Genomic DNA, 20,037 nt, shown 5'->3' on the forward strand with positions numbered 1-20,037 from the left:
GTAGCATTGGTTGATACCATTAAGCCCAATAAAGCACCTGATATTGATAACGTATAACGATTAATATTCCATTTGGACAACGCCGACAATGTACTTTGATAATCTGTTTTTACGTTTTTTATAAAATTAATTTTTTGTACAAAAGACAAATTAGTATGACTATTCATTCCACCATTACCTGTTATAACTTATTGGTTATTAATTCCATTTTTCTAAATATTATCAATTATAAACAAAAATAAGCCTTATTTAACCAACTTTTTTAGTTACAATTTTATGTTATTTATTTTCCATTTATCTGCACTTTAAGTAGGTTAATCGCTTTTTGTATAAGCTTAAGGAGATACGCATGCAGCTAGCACAGTATTTTCCCCCCATCTTCCATCAGTTAGGCTTCCGTCTATTGGGCTAACCAAAAGATAGTTATTATTTAATAGAGAATTTGTCCAATAGAGATCATCTCCCCAAGTAATCGCATAGTCACTGTTCTGTAGAGCCGATTCCTCACTACCCCAATCCTCCTCATCATCATAATTACCCTGCCCTTTAAAAAAACTAGCCATTCTCCCCCATTCACTAAATAAACCGCCTATCCAACGACCTCCACGCTTAAAACTCACACGTCGTTGATAACCGTAACTTTCCGTCCCCATTACACCACCATCCCATCCCTCAAAATTGGCATTTGTGAGATCATTAGCTCTAGTGATACGATAGCCACTAGCTAGCTCTTGGCAAAACATTGTAGCTTTTTCAAATGTCATATTTTCATAGACTGGCTGTCCATATTCATCGGAGGAGGGAGGATTATTTATATACCAACGCTCTATCTTAAAGCTATAAAGTAAATGGGTATGATTGCTATCAGCGTAAATTTTAAATACTGATGGCGAAAAACGCTTATCTCTTGAATCACGAGTTGGTCCATTTAACTTTATCTTAACGCCAGTTTTCGGGTTTATCGGCCTCGCATCCCAACGCTCTTGATCTTCCCAAGTATATGAGTAATTCCAATTCACTTCGGCTGCAGAAAGCGATAAAGTTACGCCATGACCACTCTCTGCATGAACAGTAGTACCATTTGCGGCAACAACTTGCTCTGGTGTTATACCCGTTAATAATAAAAAGAAATGTATACCATTTGTCCCTGTCGTTGGAAAGTTCTCGGTTAATTTATCAGCAGAATGAATTTTAAACCCTGCATTTACTACCCAATCAGGGCCATCTGATGCCGCGCGTTGGCTATCATATCGAGTGTTAGGCAATGCATAACAGCTTGTCGGTATATCTGCCTTATTGCCCAAATAATAAGTATGACTAATCTCATTAAAAGTACTGGTTTGTGGCAAACCATACTCTGTTGATAATGTACCATTAGTTGCCGTCATAGTGAGTTGGTAAGGTACATCACAGCCGTTTAATAATCTATTAGGGTTAGCTTTAATTTCGGCAGTAATATCTTTATCATCAGCGTCTAACCATTTGACTTTTAGCTTACCTGTCGCACTGGCATTACCATCTCCATCAGCATCGCCCCAATAATTATGTGGCTCGCCGATTAAGTTACTTAGCTCAATACTTGGGTAATGCGTATTATCTGTTAATGGTACAAATGTTTGAATATCAGCAAATGTTTTTACTTCGCTAGGTAATGCTATAGGATTTGTGTAGCTTGAATTATCAACTTTGGCATTAGGATATAATTCGCTATTTTCACCTGGAGCAATATACAGGCTACCATCAGGTAATTTAATGCTGAGCAAGCCGTCTTCACTCATTATTTTCGTTACACCATTGTCCAAGCTTAAATAAGGAGCACTGCCTTGTATCACATTAGAGGTTGTTGCTGATAATGCAGTAGCATTGGTTGATACCATTAAGCCCAATAAAGCACCTGATATTGATAACGTATAACGATTAATATTCCATTTGGACAACGCCGACAATGTACTTTGATAATCTGTTTTTACGTTTTTTATAAAATTAATTTTTTGTACAAAAGACAAATTAGTATGACTATTCATTCCACCATTACCTGTTATAACTTATTGGTTATTAATTCCATTTTTCTAAATATTATCAATTATAAACAAAAATAAGCCTTATTTAACCAACTTTTTTGTTAAGTTTTGTAAAGATAAAACATGGACTGATCACTTGTTAGGCACACTTAAGAAATCAATGCGATAGTACTACACTAAATCAACAATAAACGGGATAAAAATAACGATAAACACAATAAATATCACTTTTTTGTGCATAGAACTTTTTTGTGCATAGAACAAAGTACCTAATAATGCGCTTATTAGGCAATACGATAGTTTGTTAAAAATAGCTTAGATAAAAAAGAGATTGACAAAATTTTAACTATTATACAATTAAATAATTAATGAAAAATTAGTCTAATTTTGATGGCAAAAATAATCTATTGTGTAAAAATTATAATTTAATGTGATTTATTTTCCGTTTATTTTCACTTTAATTAGGTTAATTCCTTTTTGTGTTAGCGCTTCAAAGTACCTATTATCTAAATTATCGTCGGTGATAATTGTATGAACAGCACTTAAATCACACACAACATTGGGGCTACGACGACCAAATTTTGATGAATCAACTAATAAAATTAACTTTGCAGCAGCCTTACTCATTGCCACACTACCATGGTAACTTTCATTAAACGTTGTGACGCCACCAACTAAATCAACACCATCAGCCCCCATAAATAACATATCAAAGGTATAAGATTCAAATGCGGCAATAGCTAATGCATTGTTGCTATGAAAAGAGGCTGATTTTCGACGAAACGTGCCTCCCGTTAAAATAATAGTTTGATCATTATCGTTCGCAACCAATTCATTAACCATATGCAAACTATTGGTCATAATCGTGAGGTTATTAAATTTAGCTAGCGTTGGAATCATTTGTGCAACGGTGCTTCCGGCGTCAAAAATAATTGAATCTCCTTCATGAATCAGCTTTGCGGCCTCTTCTGCTATAGCTTTTTTTTGTGCGGTATTAATATAAGTTTTGTGATCAATAGCTCTATCTCCAAGCTCTCGATTTAACATTGCACCACCATAAGTACGCAAAACTAAACCACTTGCATAAAGTTGTGTGAGATCTTTACGAATTGTTGTTCCTGTTGTTTTAAAATGCTCAACCAATTCATCTACACTAGCTTGCCCGTTACTTTGCAGGTATTCTAAAATCGCTGTTTGTCGTTGCTTCACTTTCATAATAAAATCCCATCATCATTAGCATGCATATATAAATCGTATTACTTTAAAATATATTATTTCATAATGAAAGGGAATATTTTTCAGAATAAAAGTTAGTTATTTTTTATCTGTGGCTAATGCCACAGTCAAGGCACTTTGACACGCAATATCATTGGGGAAAACGTTTTCAGGCATAATATCAGCAATAGGTAATCCATGTAGCTGAATGATGGGCTTTGGTGAGGCAAAAACAGTAATACCTTTCATTAATACAGAGTCAATAACCACCTGATTTTCATCTAATGAAATAGCTATTAATACTCTTGGTCTAAATCGTTTTGTTTTGCTACGACCAATACCTAAATAAGCCCCTTTGTTCATCGCTAAAAAGGCTTGATTAAAGCGCCGAATTTGTAGCCAGCTAAATACAATTTGAAGACACCAAGCAATAAGTGCAATTACAATTAAAGTATTACTCATATTCATGGTTATTCTCCATTATATGTTAGGTACAAAATATGCGAAAATTGTTTGGTTTAATTTTCGCATATCATCTTAACTAAAACATTACTTGCCCACCAGTAATATTAATAGATTGCCCTGTACAATAAGAAGCCTTATCACTTGCATAAAATAGCAGCACATCTAGCACATCTTGATAATCACAACCGCGTTTAAGTGGCACTTTATCAATATAAACTTGCTCTACTTGATCATCTGGAATACCTAATTTTTTAGCGTATTGTGGTATTAATGATTGAAACATTGGTGATTTTAATAAATTACCCAGCATCAACGAATTAACAGTGATACCATGATCAGCAAGATCTAAAGCTAAAGACTGTGTTAACCCAACTCCACCAAATTTAGCCGCACTGTATCCTGAATTATGTTTGCTACCAACTTTGCCTGATTTTGAATTAATTTGAATAATTCGACCTTGAGTATTATATTTGATCATCAATTTAGCAAATTCACGCGCGCATAAAAAATAGCCTGTAAGATTAACATTCACCGATAATTGAAAATCGGTCAATGTAAAATGGCTAATAGGTGAAGCTTTTGCAACACCTGCACTATATACCATTAAATCAACATGTTTAAATGTACTATCAACATCTTGTGCTAATTGGATTACACTTTCTTCGTTGGTAGCATCAACCCCAAACCCTTGAGCTGAGCCAGCACCATGTTTTTGATTAATGGCTTCCGCTACCTTATTCGCATTGTCAATATTCAAATCAGCAACAACAACTTGGTATCCTGCATCAGCGATACCTTTGCACAAAAACTCACCTAAAGTTTGACCACCACCGATAACAACTGCTACTTTTTTCATTTTTATATTCCTTAATCATTTAAAATTCTAATTTCATCACCCACAAAAAGTTGCGCAGGAATTTCCCCTTTTACGTGAACAGTTCCGGGTAATTCGGCTTGGCTATTACCATCAAATCTTAATGTGATATGACCTAATTCACGTAAGTTAACATTAGCAACTTCGCCAACCGATGTGATGTTATAAATATGATTGCCTAATTGAAGTATCTGCCCCACTTGTAATTCCAGTTTTAAATCATCATGACTATGAACAAAACAGTAGTCCGCTAAATCAGCAGGCGCACCGTTTTTAAACAGGATTAACATACCGTCAGCTAATGCTTCTTGGGCAAACGCACCAATTTGATCAATTTTTGCATGATAGATAACATTTGACATGATTAACCTTCTTATCTTTACACTTAATACAGGATTTTTATTTCTACCATTGTTTTAAATTAGCAGGCAGATGCCCTGACCTTTAAAACAATTTATTGGTATATAAATAACGAAACCGCCCATGCGATTAATACTGTTGGTGCACCTGTTAAAAAACGACTAACCAATACAGATGGCACACCCACTCTCACCGTATCTTGCTTGGCTTCAGCAAGCGATAAACCAACAGGAATAAAATCACATGCCGCTTGTGCATTAATTGCAAACAACGCTGGCAATGCTAAATGAGGCGGAATATTGCCAAGCCCAATTTGTACACCAACTAAAGTACCAATAACTTGGGCAATAACCGCGCCAGGGCCGAGGAACGGAGAAAGCAATGGGAAAGAACAGATCAAGGCTAATATAATAAGCCCTATAGGGTTGTTGGCTAACGGAACCAATCCATGTGCAATAAGGTTGCCTAACCCAGATGCAATAATGATCCCGATTAATGCCGATACAAACGCCATAAAAGGAAGTATTGTTTTAAGTACTGTATCAATAGTGTCACGACCAGCTTGGAAAAAAATTGCAACGCCAGATCCCATGCCTATACCGATTTTTGCTAATAATCCATCACTTTGTTCTGTAATTTTTTTACTGCTGTCATATTCCTTAAATTCAGACAAATTATTATTTATTTGTGATTCTTTAACTATTGATGAGGTTTCATCTGCAACATCACTATCTTTTTCTATCAATGAAATATTTTGAGGTTTTACTGCTGAAACATAGATATCTTCAACGATATATTGAGCTAATGGACCAGACTTACCTGTTGCATGAATATTAATCGTTGGCACTCGGTTTTTGGGATAAATACCACAACGTAATGTTCCACCACAGTCAATAACAGCTACGCCAATTTCCTCTTTAGGTGGTTCTCCCTCTTTGAAACCATCAATGGCTTTCCATCCAGTTAACTCCACGAGGGTGTCAACAATCGCTGGGCGAGTACCAGCAGCAATATAGACAATCTTTTTTCCTGCAATAATAGGAAGATCCAAAGGCCCCCCCCAACCCGCTTCGCCTTTTTCGATATGAATAAATTTAGTCATTTTTGTATTCCTTATCATTATCATTTTTTTTATAGATGAACTGTTCTTGCTAATTTAATACCCATTTTTCGCTCAAAAATGACAGTGCAAAAGTCTGTGATCCAACCTCTAAAGAAGTTAGTAGCCAAACCGACAAGGAAATAACTCACAGCAAGAGGACCTAAAGGTAAATGTAATGTAGTTAAACCCGCTGCCACACCCAAATATACAAAAAGTTCACCTGGATTGACGTGTGGAAATAACCCATTCATTGAATGGCAACTATAAGAAGAAGCAGCATAATAACTTGGTTTGTAAAACTCTGGCATAAAGCGCCCCAAACTTAATGTCATTGGGTTACAAAAAACAAAAGTTCCAATGAGCGGTAGTAATAAATATCTAGAAATTGGGTTACCTGCACATGCTTGCGCTAAACGTTCGATACGTTCCTGCCCTATAAATTTAATCACTGCATTCATCACTACAAGTAATGAAATTAATAATGGCAAAATGTTAGTTACCATTCCCATAAATACTTTGCCTCCTTCTTGGAATAAGCCAATAAACCACTCGGCACCAAATGAAATAGCATCAATCATGTTGTCTCCTATTAAGTTAAATTTCAGGAAAATACTATCAACTCTAGAAACAAAAAACTTTTAAGATGATCACAATTTAAAATATTTTATTTCATTTTGAAAAATAATATTTCAAATAAAAAGAAATGAGAAAAGTAATAGGTTAATAAAATAGCAATGATAGTAAAAAATTAATGTTTTTTTATTGGACATTAACCTTAAGTTGGCGTAATTTTAGCAATACGGGTATTTATTATTCACTTTAAGGAGAATATATCATGGCTAAAAGTACGACTTCTGCTAAAAAGCTACAACAAGCAGCGATTTTGTTTCCAACTGATTTAGGTCAAAAGGCATCAAAAGATATTTCTGGAGCAATGAATTCTGTTTTAGCAGATGTATTTGCTCTATATTTAAAAACCAAAAACTTTCATTGGCACGTTAGTGGTCCACACTTCCGTGACTATCACTTAATGCTAGATGATCAAGGTGAAGAGCTATTTGCAATGACAGATCCAATTGCCGAACGTGTACGTAAATTAGGCGGTACAACACTTCGTTCAATCGGTCATATTGCTAAATTGCAAAGCATTGCTGATAACGACGCTGATTTTGTTGAGCCATCAGATATGCTTGCTGAACTTTGCCAAGATAACGTAAGATTGACAGAACGCATGCGTGTAGCGCATGATATCTGCGATAAATATAACGATACTGCTACTGCAAGTTTAATTGAAGAGTGGATTGATCAAACCGAACAGCGTGCATGGTTCTTATTTGAAGCCGGCCGAAAAGTCGACTCATCAGGACATTAATAAATAATTATTAATGATAATAATAAGAGGCATTGATTATGCCTCTTATTAAAAATATGTGGAGATTTAAGATGAGTAAAAAAATTGCTGTATTAGTAGGAAGTTTGCGTAAAGACTCTTATAACTTAAAAGTAGCAAAAGTTTTCCAAAAAATCGCACCACCATCACTTTCATTACAAATTATCCAAATTGGGGATTTACCTTTATATAATGAAGATATTGATACTGATGCCCCTCCTGCCTCTTATACTCGTTTTCGTCAAGAAATAGCTAATTGTCAAGGCGCCATTTTTGTAACGCCTGAGTATAATCGTGGCTTACCCGCCGTTATCAAAAATGCAATTGATGTGGGTTCTCGACCTTATGGTAAAAGTATCTGGTCTAAAAAGCCTGCTGCAATTATTTCTGTTTCACAAGGTGCAATTGGTGGGTTTGGGGCTAACCATCAGCTACGTCAATCATTAGTATTTCTTGACATGCCAACATTACAACAACCTGAAGCTTATTTTGGCAGTGTAAGTGCGGCTTTTGATGATCAAGGCAATGTTACCGAAAAAAGCAAAGAATTTTTGTCATTATTTATTAATTCTTATGCTGCTTGGGTTGAAAAACTAAGCTAATTGATATACATTTTCATTATCACAGCCAAAATGATTTGGCTGTGTATTTTATTCGGTAAATCAATTTATATTCCACAGTAATGACATTATCTATTCCCAAGAGCGAACAAGAACTATTAGATCGTGCACAATTAGTTGCAGGATATTCTTTTGGAGATATAGCACAATATTTAAACATTCCAATACCCGATAATTTAAATAAACAAAAAGGTTGGGTTGGTAATCTTATCGAAACTATTTTAGGTGCAAATGCGGGCAGTAAAGCTGAGCGCGATTTTGCTAATCTAGGTATTGAGCTAAAAACAATTCCCGTTGATAAACAAGGTAAACCTTTAGAAACCACCTTTGTCAGTGTTACGCCATTAATGGCTAATCATGGCGTTATTTGGGAAACAAGCCATGTAAAATATAAACTCGCCAAAGTCTTGTGGGTTCCAATTGAAGGGGAAAGAACGATTCCGCTTATTGATCGAAAAGTGGGGAACCCGATTTTATGGACACCAACTCAAGCACAAGAACAGCAGCTTAAACAGGATTGGCAAGAATTAATGGATATGATAGCACTAGGGCAAGTTGAAAAAATTACTGCAAGATACGGTACTTATCTACAAATTAGGCCAAAGGCAGCCAATGGGCAAGCGCTCACCGAAGCAATTGGTGAAAATGGTGAAATTATTTTAACTCGCCCACGTGGGTTTTATTTAAAAAAAACATTTACTATGCAAATATTGCAAGCGTTAATACGATAGTCATTTTAAGTGCAATAGAATGATTTATAGTTGAAAATATTGATCGTATAACAGAATATACTGGTTATATGTGCTTTTAATACCAACTCTTACCTAACTATTCAAATTTTTGACAATAGTTCAATCTCTCACTAAAAAATAAATAACTTCTTTACTCTCATTTTCACAAAAATACTACCTTCATCACATTTTTTCACATTTATGATTTACTTTGAGCATATGTGAATATAAAGTTGCCTCAACATTTGTGATTGAAAAAGAGAATTTGTGAGGGATTTTAAATGAACATTATTTTAGCTGGACACGGGAAAATTGCCCATGAAATGAAAAATAGTATTGAAATGATTGCAGGCCAATATCCTAATTTACATTCAATAACTTTTGAACCAGGAAATAGCATTGATGATTTAAAAGATAAATATCTAAAAATTATTAATCAATCTGAAAGCAAACAGTTTGTCATTATTACCGATATATTTTCTGGTAGCCCTTATAACGCAGCGGCCATGCTAGCTATGCAATCAGATAGTATAGAAGTCATCAGTGGTTTGTCTTTGCCCCTTTGTTTAGAACTATTAAATCTTGATTTTTCACTTATCAATATTGAAACCGTATATGAACAATTAGGTGAAGTTAAATTAGATTTTATTAGATCTTTCAAATCATTATCTAAAAGCATATCTCCAGAAGAGGAATTATAAAATGATTATAAATTTAGTTCGTATTGATGATCGATTAATTCATGGTCAAGTTACCACCGTTTGGACAAAAGAAGCTAAAGCAGAAAGAATTATCATTGTCAGTGATGAGGTCGCTAATGATGAAATACGTTCAACTCTAGTTAAACAAGCTGCACCTCCTGGAATTAAAGTTTCGGTGATTAGTATTGATAAAGCCGCTGCGGTCTATAAAAACCCTAAATATGAAAATGATACTGTTTTTTACCTTTTCACCAACCCAACCGATGTTTTGAGATTAATCAATGCGGGGGTTCCTATTAAAGAGGTTAATATTGGAGGAATGTCGTTTAAAGAGGGGAAGAAACAAATTACCAAAGCCGTTTCTGTTGACAAAAACGACATATCTGCATTCAAAAAAATGCATGAGATGGGTATCAACCTGTGCTTAAAAGTCGTCATTACTGATCCGAATGTTGATTTTATCGAACTTATCTAGACGGTTAGTCATACTAACTAACACAATAAATGGTAGGAGAAAAACATGGACATTTCAGTACTTCAAATCATATTGATTTTTATTTTCTCGTGTATCGCAGGGATGGGAAGTGTGCTTGATGAGTTTCAAACTCACCGTCCATTGATTGCATGCACTATGATCGGCTTAATATTGGGAGATATAAAAACAGGGGTTATTTTAGGAGGAACTCTTGAACTTATAGCATTGGGGTGGATGAATATAGGAGCAACACAATCACCAGATTCAGCATTAGCTAGTGTAATTTCAACAACCTTAGTTATTGTAGGAAAGCAAGATATTCAAACAGGAATAGCTATAGCCCTTCCCGTCGCAGCAGCAGGACAAATATTAACTGTTTTTGCAAGAACCATTACAGTGATATTTCAGCATGAGGCAGATAAAGCAGCTGAAAAGGTTCAATTTCGAAAAATTGAATTACTCCATTTTAGTGCGCTTTTTGTACAAGCATTAAGAGTCTCTATCCCTGCCTCTATTGTTGCAATTTATGTTGATGCAAGCACTGTTCAATCCTTATTAAACATGTTGCCAGATATTGTCACTGGTGGGCTTTCCGTAGCTGGTGGATTTATCGTTGTTGTCGGTTATGCAATGGTGTTAAACATGATGATTGTTAAATATTTAGCCCCATTTTTCTATTTAGGTTTTGTTCTAGGTGGGTATTTAAATTTTAGTTTACTTTCATTTGGTATTTTAGCAGTTATTTTTGCCATTATTTATGTTCAATTAAATCCAAAATTTAATGTAATACCAAATAATAACAAATTTGCAAATCAAGCAACAAATACCAATCAAACAATTACCGATGATGAATTAGACGATTAACTTATAAGGATTTATTATGGAAAAGACATTAAGAACCGTTCAAAAAAAAGACGTGATTAGTACATTCATTCGTTCTAATTTTCAACAAGCCTCTTTTAATTATGAACGTATACACGCACTTGCTTTTTGTGTAGATATGATTCCAACAATCAAACGAATTTATCACACTAAAGATGAGCAACGTCAAGCATTAAAAAGGCATTTATCTTTTTTCAACACGACCCCAGCAATGTGTGGGCCTGTGCTTGGCGTAACAATAGCGATGGAAGAAGCAAAAGCAAATGGTGCACCAATTAATGATGGAACAATCAATAGTCTAAAAATTGGGTTAATGGGGCCTTTAGCTGGTGTTGGCGATCCTCTAGTATGGGGCACATTGCGTCCTATCACTGCGGCACTTGGTGCATCTTTAGCACTCACAGGTAATATTGCTGGTCCATTATTATTTTTTGTTTTATTTAATTTGTTCAGACTTGCTATGAAATGGTATGGCTTAACCTATGGACTATCGAAAGGAATAGGTATTGTTAAAGATCTTTCGGGTAATATTTTACCTAAAATGACTGAAGGTGCATCTATTCTTGGTTTATTTATTATGGGTGTACTCGTGACAAAATGGACTTCAATAAATATTCCATTAGTGGTATCTAAAACAACCGATGCGAATGGTAATGAAATCGTTATGACAGTACAAGGTATACTTAACGATCTTGTGCCCGGCTTACTCCCCTTGGGGCTAACATTGTTAACAATGAAGTTACTCAGAAAAAAAGTCAGCCCAATTATCTTAATTTTTGCCTTATTTGCTGTGGGTATCATTGGCTATGGATTAGGTATTTTAGCTTAAAATGCCAATAAAAATCTTAAAAAATTAAGTCTCATTTTGAATCAAAAAATTACAACAATTTGTTATAAATACAGTTTTTTCTTACAACTACTAGTATCACTAGGTATTTAAACAATATTGAAGTTAAATTTGTATAAAGTTTAATTTATTAAAGAGGAATGTATGAAAACTCAAGCAGTTAGATTATACGGAAAAAATGATCTTCGGTTAGAATCTTTTGAGCTTCCACCTATATCCGATGATGAAGTATTAGTGTCTGTCATTGTGGATAGCATCTGCATGTCTTCCTTAAAGCTAGTAAATCAAGGTGAAAATCATAAGAAAACACCACCAGATCTAAAAAACAACCCAGTCATTATTGGACATGAATGCTGCGGCGATATTGTGCAAGTAGGTAAAAATTGGCAACATAAGTTTAAAAAAGGGCAAAAATACGTTATACAAGCTAACTTACAACTTATAGATAGCCCTTATTGTGTTGGTTATTCATATCCAAATACAGGCGGATGTGCAACTTATATGATTGTTAATCATGACGTATTAAAACAAAATTGTTTAATTCCTTATGATGGAAAAACGTATTTTGAAGGTGCATTAGTTGAACCTTTATCTTGTGTTATTGGTGCATTTAATGCTAACTATCATTTAAAGCCAAATAGTTATGATCATATTATGGGGATAAAGCCTAATGGAGAACTGCTCATATTAGGGGGGACCGGTCCAATGGGTATGCTGGCAATAGACTACGCTTTGGGAGGAGACATAAAACCTCAAAAAGTAGTTGTCACAGGGAGAAGTAAAGAAAAAATAGCACTATTGAAAAAATTATACCCATCACGCAATGGCGTTGAGCTTGAATTTATTGATATATCTGATAGTGAAGATCAATTGCCTTTATTACAAAATACATCTTCCAAAAACTGTTTTGATGATATCTTTATCTTTTTACCATCAAAAGATTTGATTCATTTAGCATCGCAATTATTAGCTTTTGATGGTTGCTTGAATTTTTTTGCTGGTCCCCAAAATAAAAATTTTGAGGCTGAAATTAATTTTTATGATGTTCATTATAATTTTACGCATATTGTTGGAACTTCTGGAGGAAATCCTGATGATATGCATTCAGCCGTTAAACTAATCGAATCGGGTAAGGTTGATGTTGCTAAAATTGTGTCTCATATAATGGGAATTGATCAAGCTTGTCAAATCACCCAAAGACAAAATGAAATTAAAGGCGGAAAAAAATTGGTTTATACTCATAAAAAATTTGAAATAAAAGGCTTAGACTCTTTAACCGATAACGCTGATGATATTACATTGAAAAAAATATTAGATAAAAATCATGGTATTTGGTCAAAAGAAGCGGAAGATTTTGTATTAAGTCATTTTCCTGATATTTAGTTTTAATTTTTTGGTATACTTTAACTACATCAAAATGCCATTTTATGAAGTATCATAAATGGCATTGGTATTTTTGAAATAGATAGTGATTTTTAAAAACCATGACTAATAAGATAATATCACCATGATTAATAACAACCTTGGTAACTACGATTTTGAGCAACACAAGTTATTAGTAAAAATTGCTCAACTCTATTATGAAGAAAATAAAACTCAATCCGAAATAGCCAAAATCGTAAACATACATAGATCAAGCATTAGTCGAATGTTAAAAGTAATACGAGAATTAGGCATTGTTTCTATATCAATTAACTACGATTTACTACCCAACATTGCATTAGAAGAAGAAATTCTTAATAAATTTAATTTAAAACAAGTTATTGTTGTACCAGTCAATCAAAATATTAATAATGACAGCAAAAATCAGATTGTCTGTAATGTTGCTGCAAATGTATTATTCAAGAATATTCATGATGGCGATATCATTGGCATTTCATGGGGTCGCACTATTAATTATATTGTTAATTGTTTAAAAAATGACAACATCAAATTTAAAAATACAACCATTGTACCAATGATTGGCGGACCTTCGGGAAAAATTGAAACAAAATACCATGTCAACAATATTGCTTACAAACTATCCAACAAATTAAATAGTAAGGCTATACTTATTGATTACCCTGCCATTGTTGATACTGAAAAATTAAAATTAGAAATTGAAAAAACTCAACATATGAGAGAGTTAAAAGATTGGTGGAGTAAAATTACAATAGGGCTTTTTAGTGTGGGTTGTCCTGCTATTTCCAAAAGTTCTATTTGGTATGGTTTTTATGGCGAGTTGTTTCAAACGATTGCTAATAAAAAAATTGTAGGAGATATTCTATCTCATTTTTTCGATCAAAAGGGAAATGAATTAGCAACACCATTTTGTAAACAAATTATCGGGGTAACATTGGATAATCTGAAAAAAATTCCTTTAAAAATATGTGCGAGTGGTGATCCGGAAAAAATCAATAGTTTAATTGCGGCACTAAATGGAAATTATATTGATATATTGGTAGTTAGTGATGAAATGGCAACACAATTAATAGACTAATTTTCAACTAAAATGATTTGCCAATAGTTTGATTTACTTCAGTCTTTATTACTTAGTAATATTACCTATGAAGCAGTACATTATAAAAAACTATGAAATATCAAACATTAAAATTTTTGAGTTTCTTTGGTAATTATAGAGCTGTTTCTTTTTAATTGGCAAATCATCCACTTCAGCTGGATAGAATCCTTTTTCTCTAAACCAGTGAATGCTACGTGTCGTTAAGACAAATATTTTTTCTAATCCTAAATTATTAGCTGTTTCGACTATTTTTTCTATTAATAAATCACCACGAGACGAATTGCGATACTGTGGGTGAATAGCAACGCAAGCCATTTCACCCATTTTTTCTTCTGGATAAGGATAAAGCGCTGCACATCCAATTGTCATGTTATCACGTTCAATAATAGTAAATTTGTCAATCTCAATCTCTAATTGTTCACGTGAGCGTTTGACTAAAATACCTTGTTCTTCAAGTGGGCGAATAAGCTCTAAAATCCCCCCTATATCATTAATCGTTGCTAAGCGAATCTGCTCAGAATGCTCCATAGAAACTTGTGTTCCAATCCCATCACGCGAAAATAATTCTTGTAAAATAGATCCATCTAGCAAATAACTGACTAAATGACTTCGTCTTACTCCGTTACGGCATGCTTTCGCCGCGGCTCGTAAAAAGCGTGATTCGCTCGATAAATGTTTTCCTTGTTGCTCTTTTTGATTGACATAATTGTCAGCGTCAATAGGATAAAGATCAGTGATAACCAGACCATGCTCATCTAAAACACCTTGCTCAGCACAAAAACTGATTAATTTATCCGCTTTTAAGCGAATAGCAACTTCAGCAGCAACATCTTCTGACGCTAAATTAAAACTTTCACCAGTAACCGATACCCCAACAGGCCCCAATAGTACAATAGATCCTCGCGCTAACTGCTGTTCAATAGCCTCTTTGTTAATACGGCGAATTTTTCCTGTATGACAATAATCAACACCATCATCAATCCCCAAAGGTTGCGCAATAACAAAGTTACCACTGACAACACTAATGTGAGCTCCTTGTAACGGCGTGTTATTTAAGCTCATAGATAAACTGGCTGTAATATTAAGCTGCAATAGCCCAGTAACTTGCTTAATAATATCTAGCGTGATTGCATCAGTGATGCGAGTATTTTTATAGTATTTAGGTTTAATATTATAATTTTTAAGGGATTCGTCAATTTGGTTGCGTGCGCCATTGACAATAACAAGTTTAATACCAAGACTATAGAGTAAGCCAATATCACTGATAATGCTTGAATAATTATTACTTTTTAATACTGCACCTGTAAGCAAAATTACAAACGTTTTGCCATGATGTGCATTAATATACGGTACCGAATGTCTTAATCCATCAACTAATTCAGTTGTACGTTCTTTCATTTTTACACCGCCTCAAATGAATATTTATTCATGTTTTATGTATTTTTATTTATTTTTAATTTAATAGCAAGGTATTTTTATAAATATTTGTAAGAGTAATTTTTATGAAGATATAAGCCAAGTGCCCATATTGTGATATTTAATAAAGATATGAAAGGTCAGAAGATAGGGGCTTAATCGCTAGCTAAATAAGGAGCATGCTATTGCTTCCATGCTCCTGATATAAAATACTGACTATTTTTTAATCATAAGTAAGATTAATTATTTTGTTTTCTATTCATGAAGATTGTGATTTATATTTTTGTAAAATCAATCACCTTTTTAAAACGATAAAAAATAATTGAGCCAAATATGACACTTGATAATGCGATAAAAAAGTCAATTAAAATAGCATAACTTACATTGATCATGGTTAATTTGGGTACGATAAGTGGTATAACAACAAACGCTAATCCGCTAAAAGTATACATACAACCGACAGCAAGACCTTTACGAGTTGGAAACATTTGTTGCATCACAACCAAAGTTAATTGTAGCACCCCCCCAGCAGCAGTAAATCCCATACCAATTGCAGCTATAACACACATTACTGGCGAGATATGAAAATAAAAAATAATTAATACCAACGCAGACAAAGCAGGCAAAATAATGATGCAAAAGATCGGTTTTAATAAATGTTTTACAACAAAAGCAGTAACAAATACAGAAATAATCGATGCTACGCTATAATAACTTATAAGCTGTTTAGCATCAATATCACTCATATTAACACCTTTAATAGCTATAGTCGGCAGCCATTGCAAAATAATGACAAATGTGGCTGTTGTTGTAAATCCCATCAAAATCAATAAAATACCTTCACAGCCAAATGCAGGATTAGATTTAAAATAATTTACTTCCCCTTGGTATCCTTTAATTACTGTATCTTTATGAGGAAATTGTTTTGGCAATAATAAGCCATTAATGACTAAATAAGCAGTAAAACCAAGAAATGCCCAACCATACCATATTTGATTGGCATAAAAGAAAGTAGCAATTAATGGAAGAATTAGGGTGCCAATAGAAATAAATGCTTTTATTAGCACACTTGCCGAACCCGCTGAGCGAGGAAAACATTCAGTCAGTGCAGGCATTGAACCTGTATCTAAAAAAGAGTTGCCTACCCCAATAGCAATTGCTAAACAATATGCAATATTAATATTAGTGCAAAAAATCATTCCAATAAAGAAGATAGCATAACAAGTCATACCAAGATAAATAAATAACTTTCTGCCAAACTTATCGGATAGCACACCACCAACAAACATTAAACATATCTTGCCAATGCCTATACCTGATGCAACATAACCAAGCCCAACTATATCAGTATTTAATTGCTGTGAAAGCGATTGAGAAAATTGCATAATCACAATTAATGCAATGCTTTGAATAATATAGTTAGCATAAATAGATCCAACAATTCCATAAGAATTGACTTTTTGATTATCCATGTGTCGTGCTCCATATGTACAACATAACATTTTAACTTTATTTAAATATATAATTATTAATCAAAAAGATAGCTAGTATAAATTTGTTGCTTAACTTGTACCTTCTTTATTCCTAATTGGCATTATCCTTGTCCTGAAGAACAAGGCTTTGCTGTTTTTTAGATAGAATAGCAAAAGTTTAATTAAGATATAAATTTATATAGAATTCTTTATTAAATTGATTATTTGCTTTTATTAAACAACACCACTTTTTAGGTAATATTTTGGCTAAATTTAACGCTTAAGCATTTCAAGGATTTTCGTGAGAATCAAGTTTTCATCTTGATCAACATTGACCTCATAATGTGCAGCATCATGATATAAAGGTAGTCTTTCAGTTAATACCTTTTCCATTTCATCAAAAATAGACAACCCCGTTAGTGATGGGCGCTGAGCAACATTAGGATCTTTCATTAAACGCGCTGCTAGTGTTGCTGCAGGTGCTGATAAAAAGATAACCGTGCCATTTTGTTTCATAAAATCTCGGTTATGCTCAGCTAATACCATTCCTCCACCAGTTGCAATAACATGATTTGGTTTAGCTATATCAACAAGTACTTGGCTTTCTCTTGCTCTGAATCCTTCCCAACCTTCTTTTTCAACAATTTCAGCTACTGTTTTTTGAGTGGTTTCAAATAAATGCTTGTCAGTATCAACAAAAGAAAACGATAACTTGTCAGCTAACATTTTTCCCATTGTTGTTTTACCCGCAGCTCTAGCACCAACTAAAAAAATTGTTTTATTCATATTGGGTTCTGCCCTTTTAGATTTACAGAATATAGTCACCATGCTAGTGATTCACATTTGTTTTTGCAACATATTTTTACACATTATCTATACAATTGAAAAAATATTTATTTTTTAATCAATTAACTAAAATTTTTTAACTTAAATTTGTAAATTAAAATTTACATTAGTTGTAAATATACTCTATTAGGTTCCTAAAATAATCTTGATTAAGTTAATTAGCATAGTTTTTCTAAACCTCGGAAATAAAGCTCTGTGGCAATCGATTGATGTAGTCGCCATTGAATGATGTCAAGCTCTGGATTTACCTTTTTAAACTCTTCATATGTCATAAAATAGCGAATAGTATTACTACCAACACGATCATTGATGCTATTAATGATAAGATTAATTTTTTCGGTTCGAAGCTTTTTTAGCTCTTGCATAGCCGTTACAATAAATTTGGGCACAGGCGCTATACCTTTTTCCCAATCAAGCCATGTATTTGTATCTGTTTTTCCAATATATTCGCTTGCTTCTGACACTTTTATCATAAGAAAACGACGATACGCTTGCAATTCTACGCTAGTCATAAATACTCCTTATTATAATGTTTTTGCTCTATCCACTTAATGTGCTAATTTTTATTAAACTAATTCATTAATGCAGCGAGTTAGTGATCACTAACATAATGATAAAATTATAAAAAACACAGCTAATTCCAATGTCGTTAGATGTGTTTGTCTGTTGAGTAATTATTTTCCGGCTAAAGCATCAATTACAGATTGTTTTGCTCGTTCAGAAAGATCTTTTCCTGTCCAAATTTTAAATTGAGCATTTGCTTGACCAATAAACATTTCACGCCCTGATATCGATTCCCAGCCCGCTTTTTCTGCTTCTTGTCTAAATCGAGTATTGTATGGTGTATAGACAATATCATACGCCAAGCCTTTCCCTTTAAACCAAGCCTGTTCATAAGGCGTCTGATCTTCAAATTTACCTTGCATACCTAATGGGGTAGAATTAATAATAATTTGTGCTTCAACTTGGCTGCGTTCTTCCCAAGCTATTGCTTTTAGATTGAACTCTTTTGCTAATGCTTTGGCTGAGTCGAGCATAATGTCTGTCACAGTAATTTCGGTATAACCAAGGTCTTGCAATCCAACAACAGCAGCACGTGCTGCGCCTCCCGCTCCTAGTAATAAAACTTTTTTATATTCAACAGGTAATTTCTTTTGTTCCAGTGGCTGCATAAAGCCAACAATATCCGTATTATCGCCACAAAGCTTATCGCCATTCCAATAAACTAAATTAGCTGCCCCTGCTTTTTTGACATGCTCAGTTACTTCGTCTAAATAAGGAATAATAGCCTGCTTATGTGGAATAGTGACACATAACCCTCTAATATTTAATAGTCTTACTGATTTAAATAGTGTTGATATTTCTTCAGGTGGCGTAGCAAAAGGCACTAAAACGGCAGGAATACCATAATCTTGAAATGATGTAGTATGAATAAGAGGGCTCATACTATGCCCTAACGGATAACCGATAATGCCGTATATACTATATGGCGTGAACTGGCTCATACAATCTCCTTGAAAATTAGATCTAATAGATAAAAGCGATAATTAATAGTATTAAACCATATTTATCATAAAATTAAACGGTTTTTATATTTATCTAAATTAACCTTAGCCATAATAGTGTTATCACAACAATTATTATTTATTTGTTAATAATTATTTGGATAATGATCTTATTTTTACACTTAAATAAGATAATGCTTGAGAATTTGTGTATAACAGCGTATACTTCGCTACCTCATTATTATGGGTGTAGTGTGAGAGGTTAGACTGCTTCTCAGATAGAACTGCAGCAAACTAAAAGCCTGACGAGGTTAATTCCATTAACATATTACGCCCAGGGCTTAAGCATTGAAATTTCGGAGAATTATTGACATGTCACGAGTATGCCAAGTAACAGGAAAAGGTCCTTTAGTAGGAAATAATCGTTCTCATGCGATGAATGCTACTAAACGTCGTTTTCTACCAAACCTTCAAACTCACCGTTTCTGGATTGAGAGTGAAAAACGTTTTGTAAAATTGCGTGTATCTGCTAAAGGTATGCGTACTATCGATAAAAAGGGTATTGATGCGGTTTTAGCTGAACTTCGTGCCCGTGGTGAAAAGTACTAATAAGGA

The 20,037-nt window shown here is 33.9% G+C and carries 22 protein-coding genes; 10 read left to right on the plus strand and 12 right to left on the minus strand.

The window, feature by feature from the left end; genetic code table 11:
* Positions 1–335 precede the first annotated feature (335 nt).
* From A9G28_RS12455 to srlA, 7 genes are all read right to left on the minus strand, one after another.
* Positions 336–2,024: a hypothetical protein gene (locus A9G28_RS12455; RefSeq protein WP_065580885.1), complete on the minus strand. Its 1,689-nt coding sequence runs from the start codon at positions 2,022–2,024 to the stop codon at positions 336–338.
* Positions 2,025–2,456: 432 nt separating this feature from the next.
* Complete coding sequence (gene srlR / locus A9G28_RS12460; RefSeq protein WP_065568335.1) at positions 2,457–3,236, minus strand: glucitol operon DNA-binding transcriptional repressor SrlR; 780 nt, start codon at positions 3,234–3,236, stop codon at positions 2,457–2,459.
* Positions 3,237–3,335: 99 nt separating this feature from the next.
* Positions 3,336–3,704, minus strand: coding sequence for a transcriptional regulator GutM (locus tag A9G28_RS12465; protein ID WP_065568334.1), 369 nt, complete (start codon positions 3,702–3,704; stop codon positions 3,336–3,338).
* A gap of 73 nt (positions 3,705–3,777) precedes the next feature.
* A complete protein-coding gene (srlD, locus tag A9G28_RS12470) occupies positions 3,778–4,557 on the minus strand; it encodes a sorbitol-6-phosphate dehydrogenase (protein WP_065580886.1) in 780 nt (259 codons plus the stop codon).
* 11 nt (positions 4,558–4,568) lie between these two features.
* Entirely contained in the window at positions 4,569–4,937 is a 369-nt protein-coding gene (srlB, locus tag A9G28_RS12475; protein ID WP_065580887.1) for a PTS glucitol/sorbitol transporter subunit IIA, read from the minus strand.
* 92 nt (positions 4,938–5,029) lie between these two features.
* On the minus strand, positions 5,030–6,037 hold the full coding sequence (gene srlE, locus A9G28_RS12480) for a PTS glucitol/sorbitol transporter subunit IIB (protein ID WP_065568331.1): 1,008 nt from the start codon (positions 6,035–6,037) through the stop codon (positions 5,030–5,032).
* Between the two features lie 29 nt (positions 6,038–6,066).
* Complete coding sequence (gene srlA / locus A9G28_RS12485) at positions 6,067–6,615, minus strand: PTS glucitol/sorbitol transporter subunit IIC (RefSeq protein WP_065568330.1); 549 nt, start codon at positions 6,613–6,615, stop codon at positions 6,067–6,069.
* Between the two features lie 257 nt (positions 6,616–6,872).
* Here srlA and A9G28_RS12490 point away from each other — a divergent pair, with 257 nt between their 5' ends.
* The 9 genes from A9G28_RS12490 to A9G28_RS12530 all read left to right on the plus strand — a co-directional run bounded on the left by A9G28_RS12490 (position 6,873) and on the right by A9G28_RS12530 (position 14,162).
* Positions 6,873–7,409: a Dps family protein gene (locus A9G28_RS12490; protein ID WP_065580888.1), complete on the plus strand. Its 537-nt coding sequence runs from the start codon at positions 6,873–6,875 to the stop codon at positions 7,407–7,409.
* A gap of 71 nt (positions 7,410–7,480) precedes the next feature.
* Positions 7,481–8,029: an NADPH-dependent FMN reductase gene (locus A9G28_RS12495; RefSeq protein WP_065568328.1), complete on the plus strand. Its 549-nt coding sequence runs from the start codon at positions 7,481–7,483 to the stop codon at positions 8,027–8,029.
* Positions 8,030–8,109: 80 nt separating this feature from the next.
* On the plus strand, positions 8,110–8,778 hold the full coding sequence (mutH, locus tag A9G28_RS12500) for a DNA mismatch repair endonuclease MutH (RefSeq protein WP_065568327.1): 669 nt from the start codon (positions 8,110–8,112) through the stop codon (positions 8,776–8,778).
* A gap of 281 nt (positions 8,779–9,059) precedes the next feature.
* Positions 9,060–9,479, plus strand: coding sequence for a PTS sugar transporter subunit IIA (locus A9G28_RS12505; protein WP_065568326.1), 420 nt, complete (start codon positions 9,060–9,062; stop codon positions 9,477–9,479).
* Position 9,480: 1 nt separating this feature from the next.
* Positions 9,481–9,954, plus strand: a complete 474-nt coding sequence (locus tag A9G28_RS12510; protein WP_065580889.1) for a PTS system mannose/fructose/N-acetylgalactosamine-transporter subunit IIB — start codon at positions 9,481–9,483, stop codon at positions 9,952–9,954.
* A gap of 45 nt (positions 9,955–9,999) precedes the next feature.
* On the plus strand, positions 10,000–10,818 hold the full coding sequence (locus A9G28_RS12515) for a PTS mannose/fructose/sorbose transporter subunit IIC (RefSeq protein WP_065580890.1): 819 nt from the start codon (positions 10,000–10,002) through the stop codon (positions 10,816–10,818).
* A 16-nt stretch (positions 10,819–10,834) separates the two neighbouring features.
* Positions 10,835–11,665, plus strand: coding sequence for a mannose/fructose/sorbose PTS transporter subunit IID (locus A9G28_RS12520; RefSeq protein ID WP_065568323.1), 831 nt, complete (start codon positions 10,835–10,837; stop codon positions 11,663–11,665).
* A gap of 162 nt (positions 11,666–11,827) precedes the next feature.
* Complete coding sequence (locus tag A9G28_RS12525) at positions 11,828–13,066, plus strand: zinc-binding dehydrogenase (RefSeq protein ID WP_065580891.1); 1,239 nt, start codon at positions 11,828–11,830, stop codon at positions 13,064–13,066.
* Between the two features lie 124 nt (positions 13,067–13,190).
* Complete coding sequence (locus A9G28_RS12530; protein ID WP_065568321.1) at positions 13,191–14,162, plus strand: sugar-binding transcriptional regulator; 972 nt, start codon at positions 13,191–13,193, stop codon at positions 14,160–14,162.
* 90 nt (positions 14,163–14,252) lie between these two features.
* Here A9G28_RS12530 and argA read toward each other — a convergent pair whose 3' ends face one another.
* From argA to aroE, 5 genes are all read right to left on the minus strand, one after another.
* The gene (gene argA / locus A9G28_RS12535) at positions 14,253–15,581 is read right to left on the minus strand and encodes an amino-acid N-acetyltransferase (protein WP_065568320.1); all 1,329 of its coding nucleotides are present in this window, start codon (positions 15,579–15,581) and stop codon (positions 14,253–14,255) included.
* 293 nt (positions 15,582–15,874) lie between these two features.
* A complete protein-coding gene (locus A9G28_RS12540; protein WP_065580892.1) occupies positions 15,875–17,071 on the minus strand; it encodes an MFS transporter in 1,197 nt (398 codons plus the stop codon).
* 273 nt (positions 17,072–17,344) lie between these two features.
* Positions 17,345–17,857, minus strand: coding sequence for a shikimate kinase AroL (gene aroL / locus A9G28_RS12545; protein WP_065580893.1), 513 nt, complete (start codon positions 17,855–17,857; stop codon positions 17,345–17,347).
* A 218-nt stretch (positions 17,858–18,075) separates the two neighbouring features.
* Positions 18,076–18,429 (minus strand): Aca2/YdiL-like domain-containing protein, encoded by a 354-nt coding sequence (locus A9G28_RS12550; RefSeq protein ID WP_065568317.1) that lies wholly within the window; start codon positions 18,427–18,429, stop codon positions 18,076–18,078.
* Between the two features lie 162 nt (positions 18,430–18,591).
* Entirely contained in the window at positions 18,592–19,422 is an 831-nt protein-coding gene (gene aroE / locus A9G28_RS12555) for a shikimate dehydrogenase (RefSeq protein WP_065568316.1), read from the minus strand.
* 372 nt (positions 19,423–19,794) lie between these two features.
* On the opposite strand from aroE, the gene rpmB reads away from it, so the two are divergent.
* Positions 19,795–20,031 carry a 50S ribosomal protein L28 gene (gene rpmB / locus A9G28_RS12560; RefSeq protein WP_034884345.1) on the plus strand — a complete coding sequence of 79 codons (237 nt, stop codon included), beginning with the start codon at positions 19,795–19,797 and terminating at the stop codon, positions 20,029–20,031.
* Positions 20,032–20,037 lie beyond the last annotated feature (6 nt).

Origin of the sequence: Gilliamella sp. Fer1-1 (genome assembly GCF_001690825.1) — a bacterium.
Taxonomy (GTDB): domain Bacteria; phylum Pseudomonadota; class Gammaproteobacteria; order Enterobacterales; family Orbaceae; genus Gilliamella; species Gilliamella apicola_C.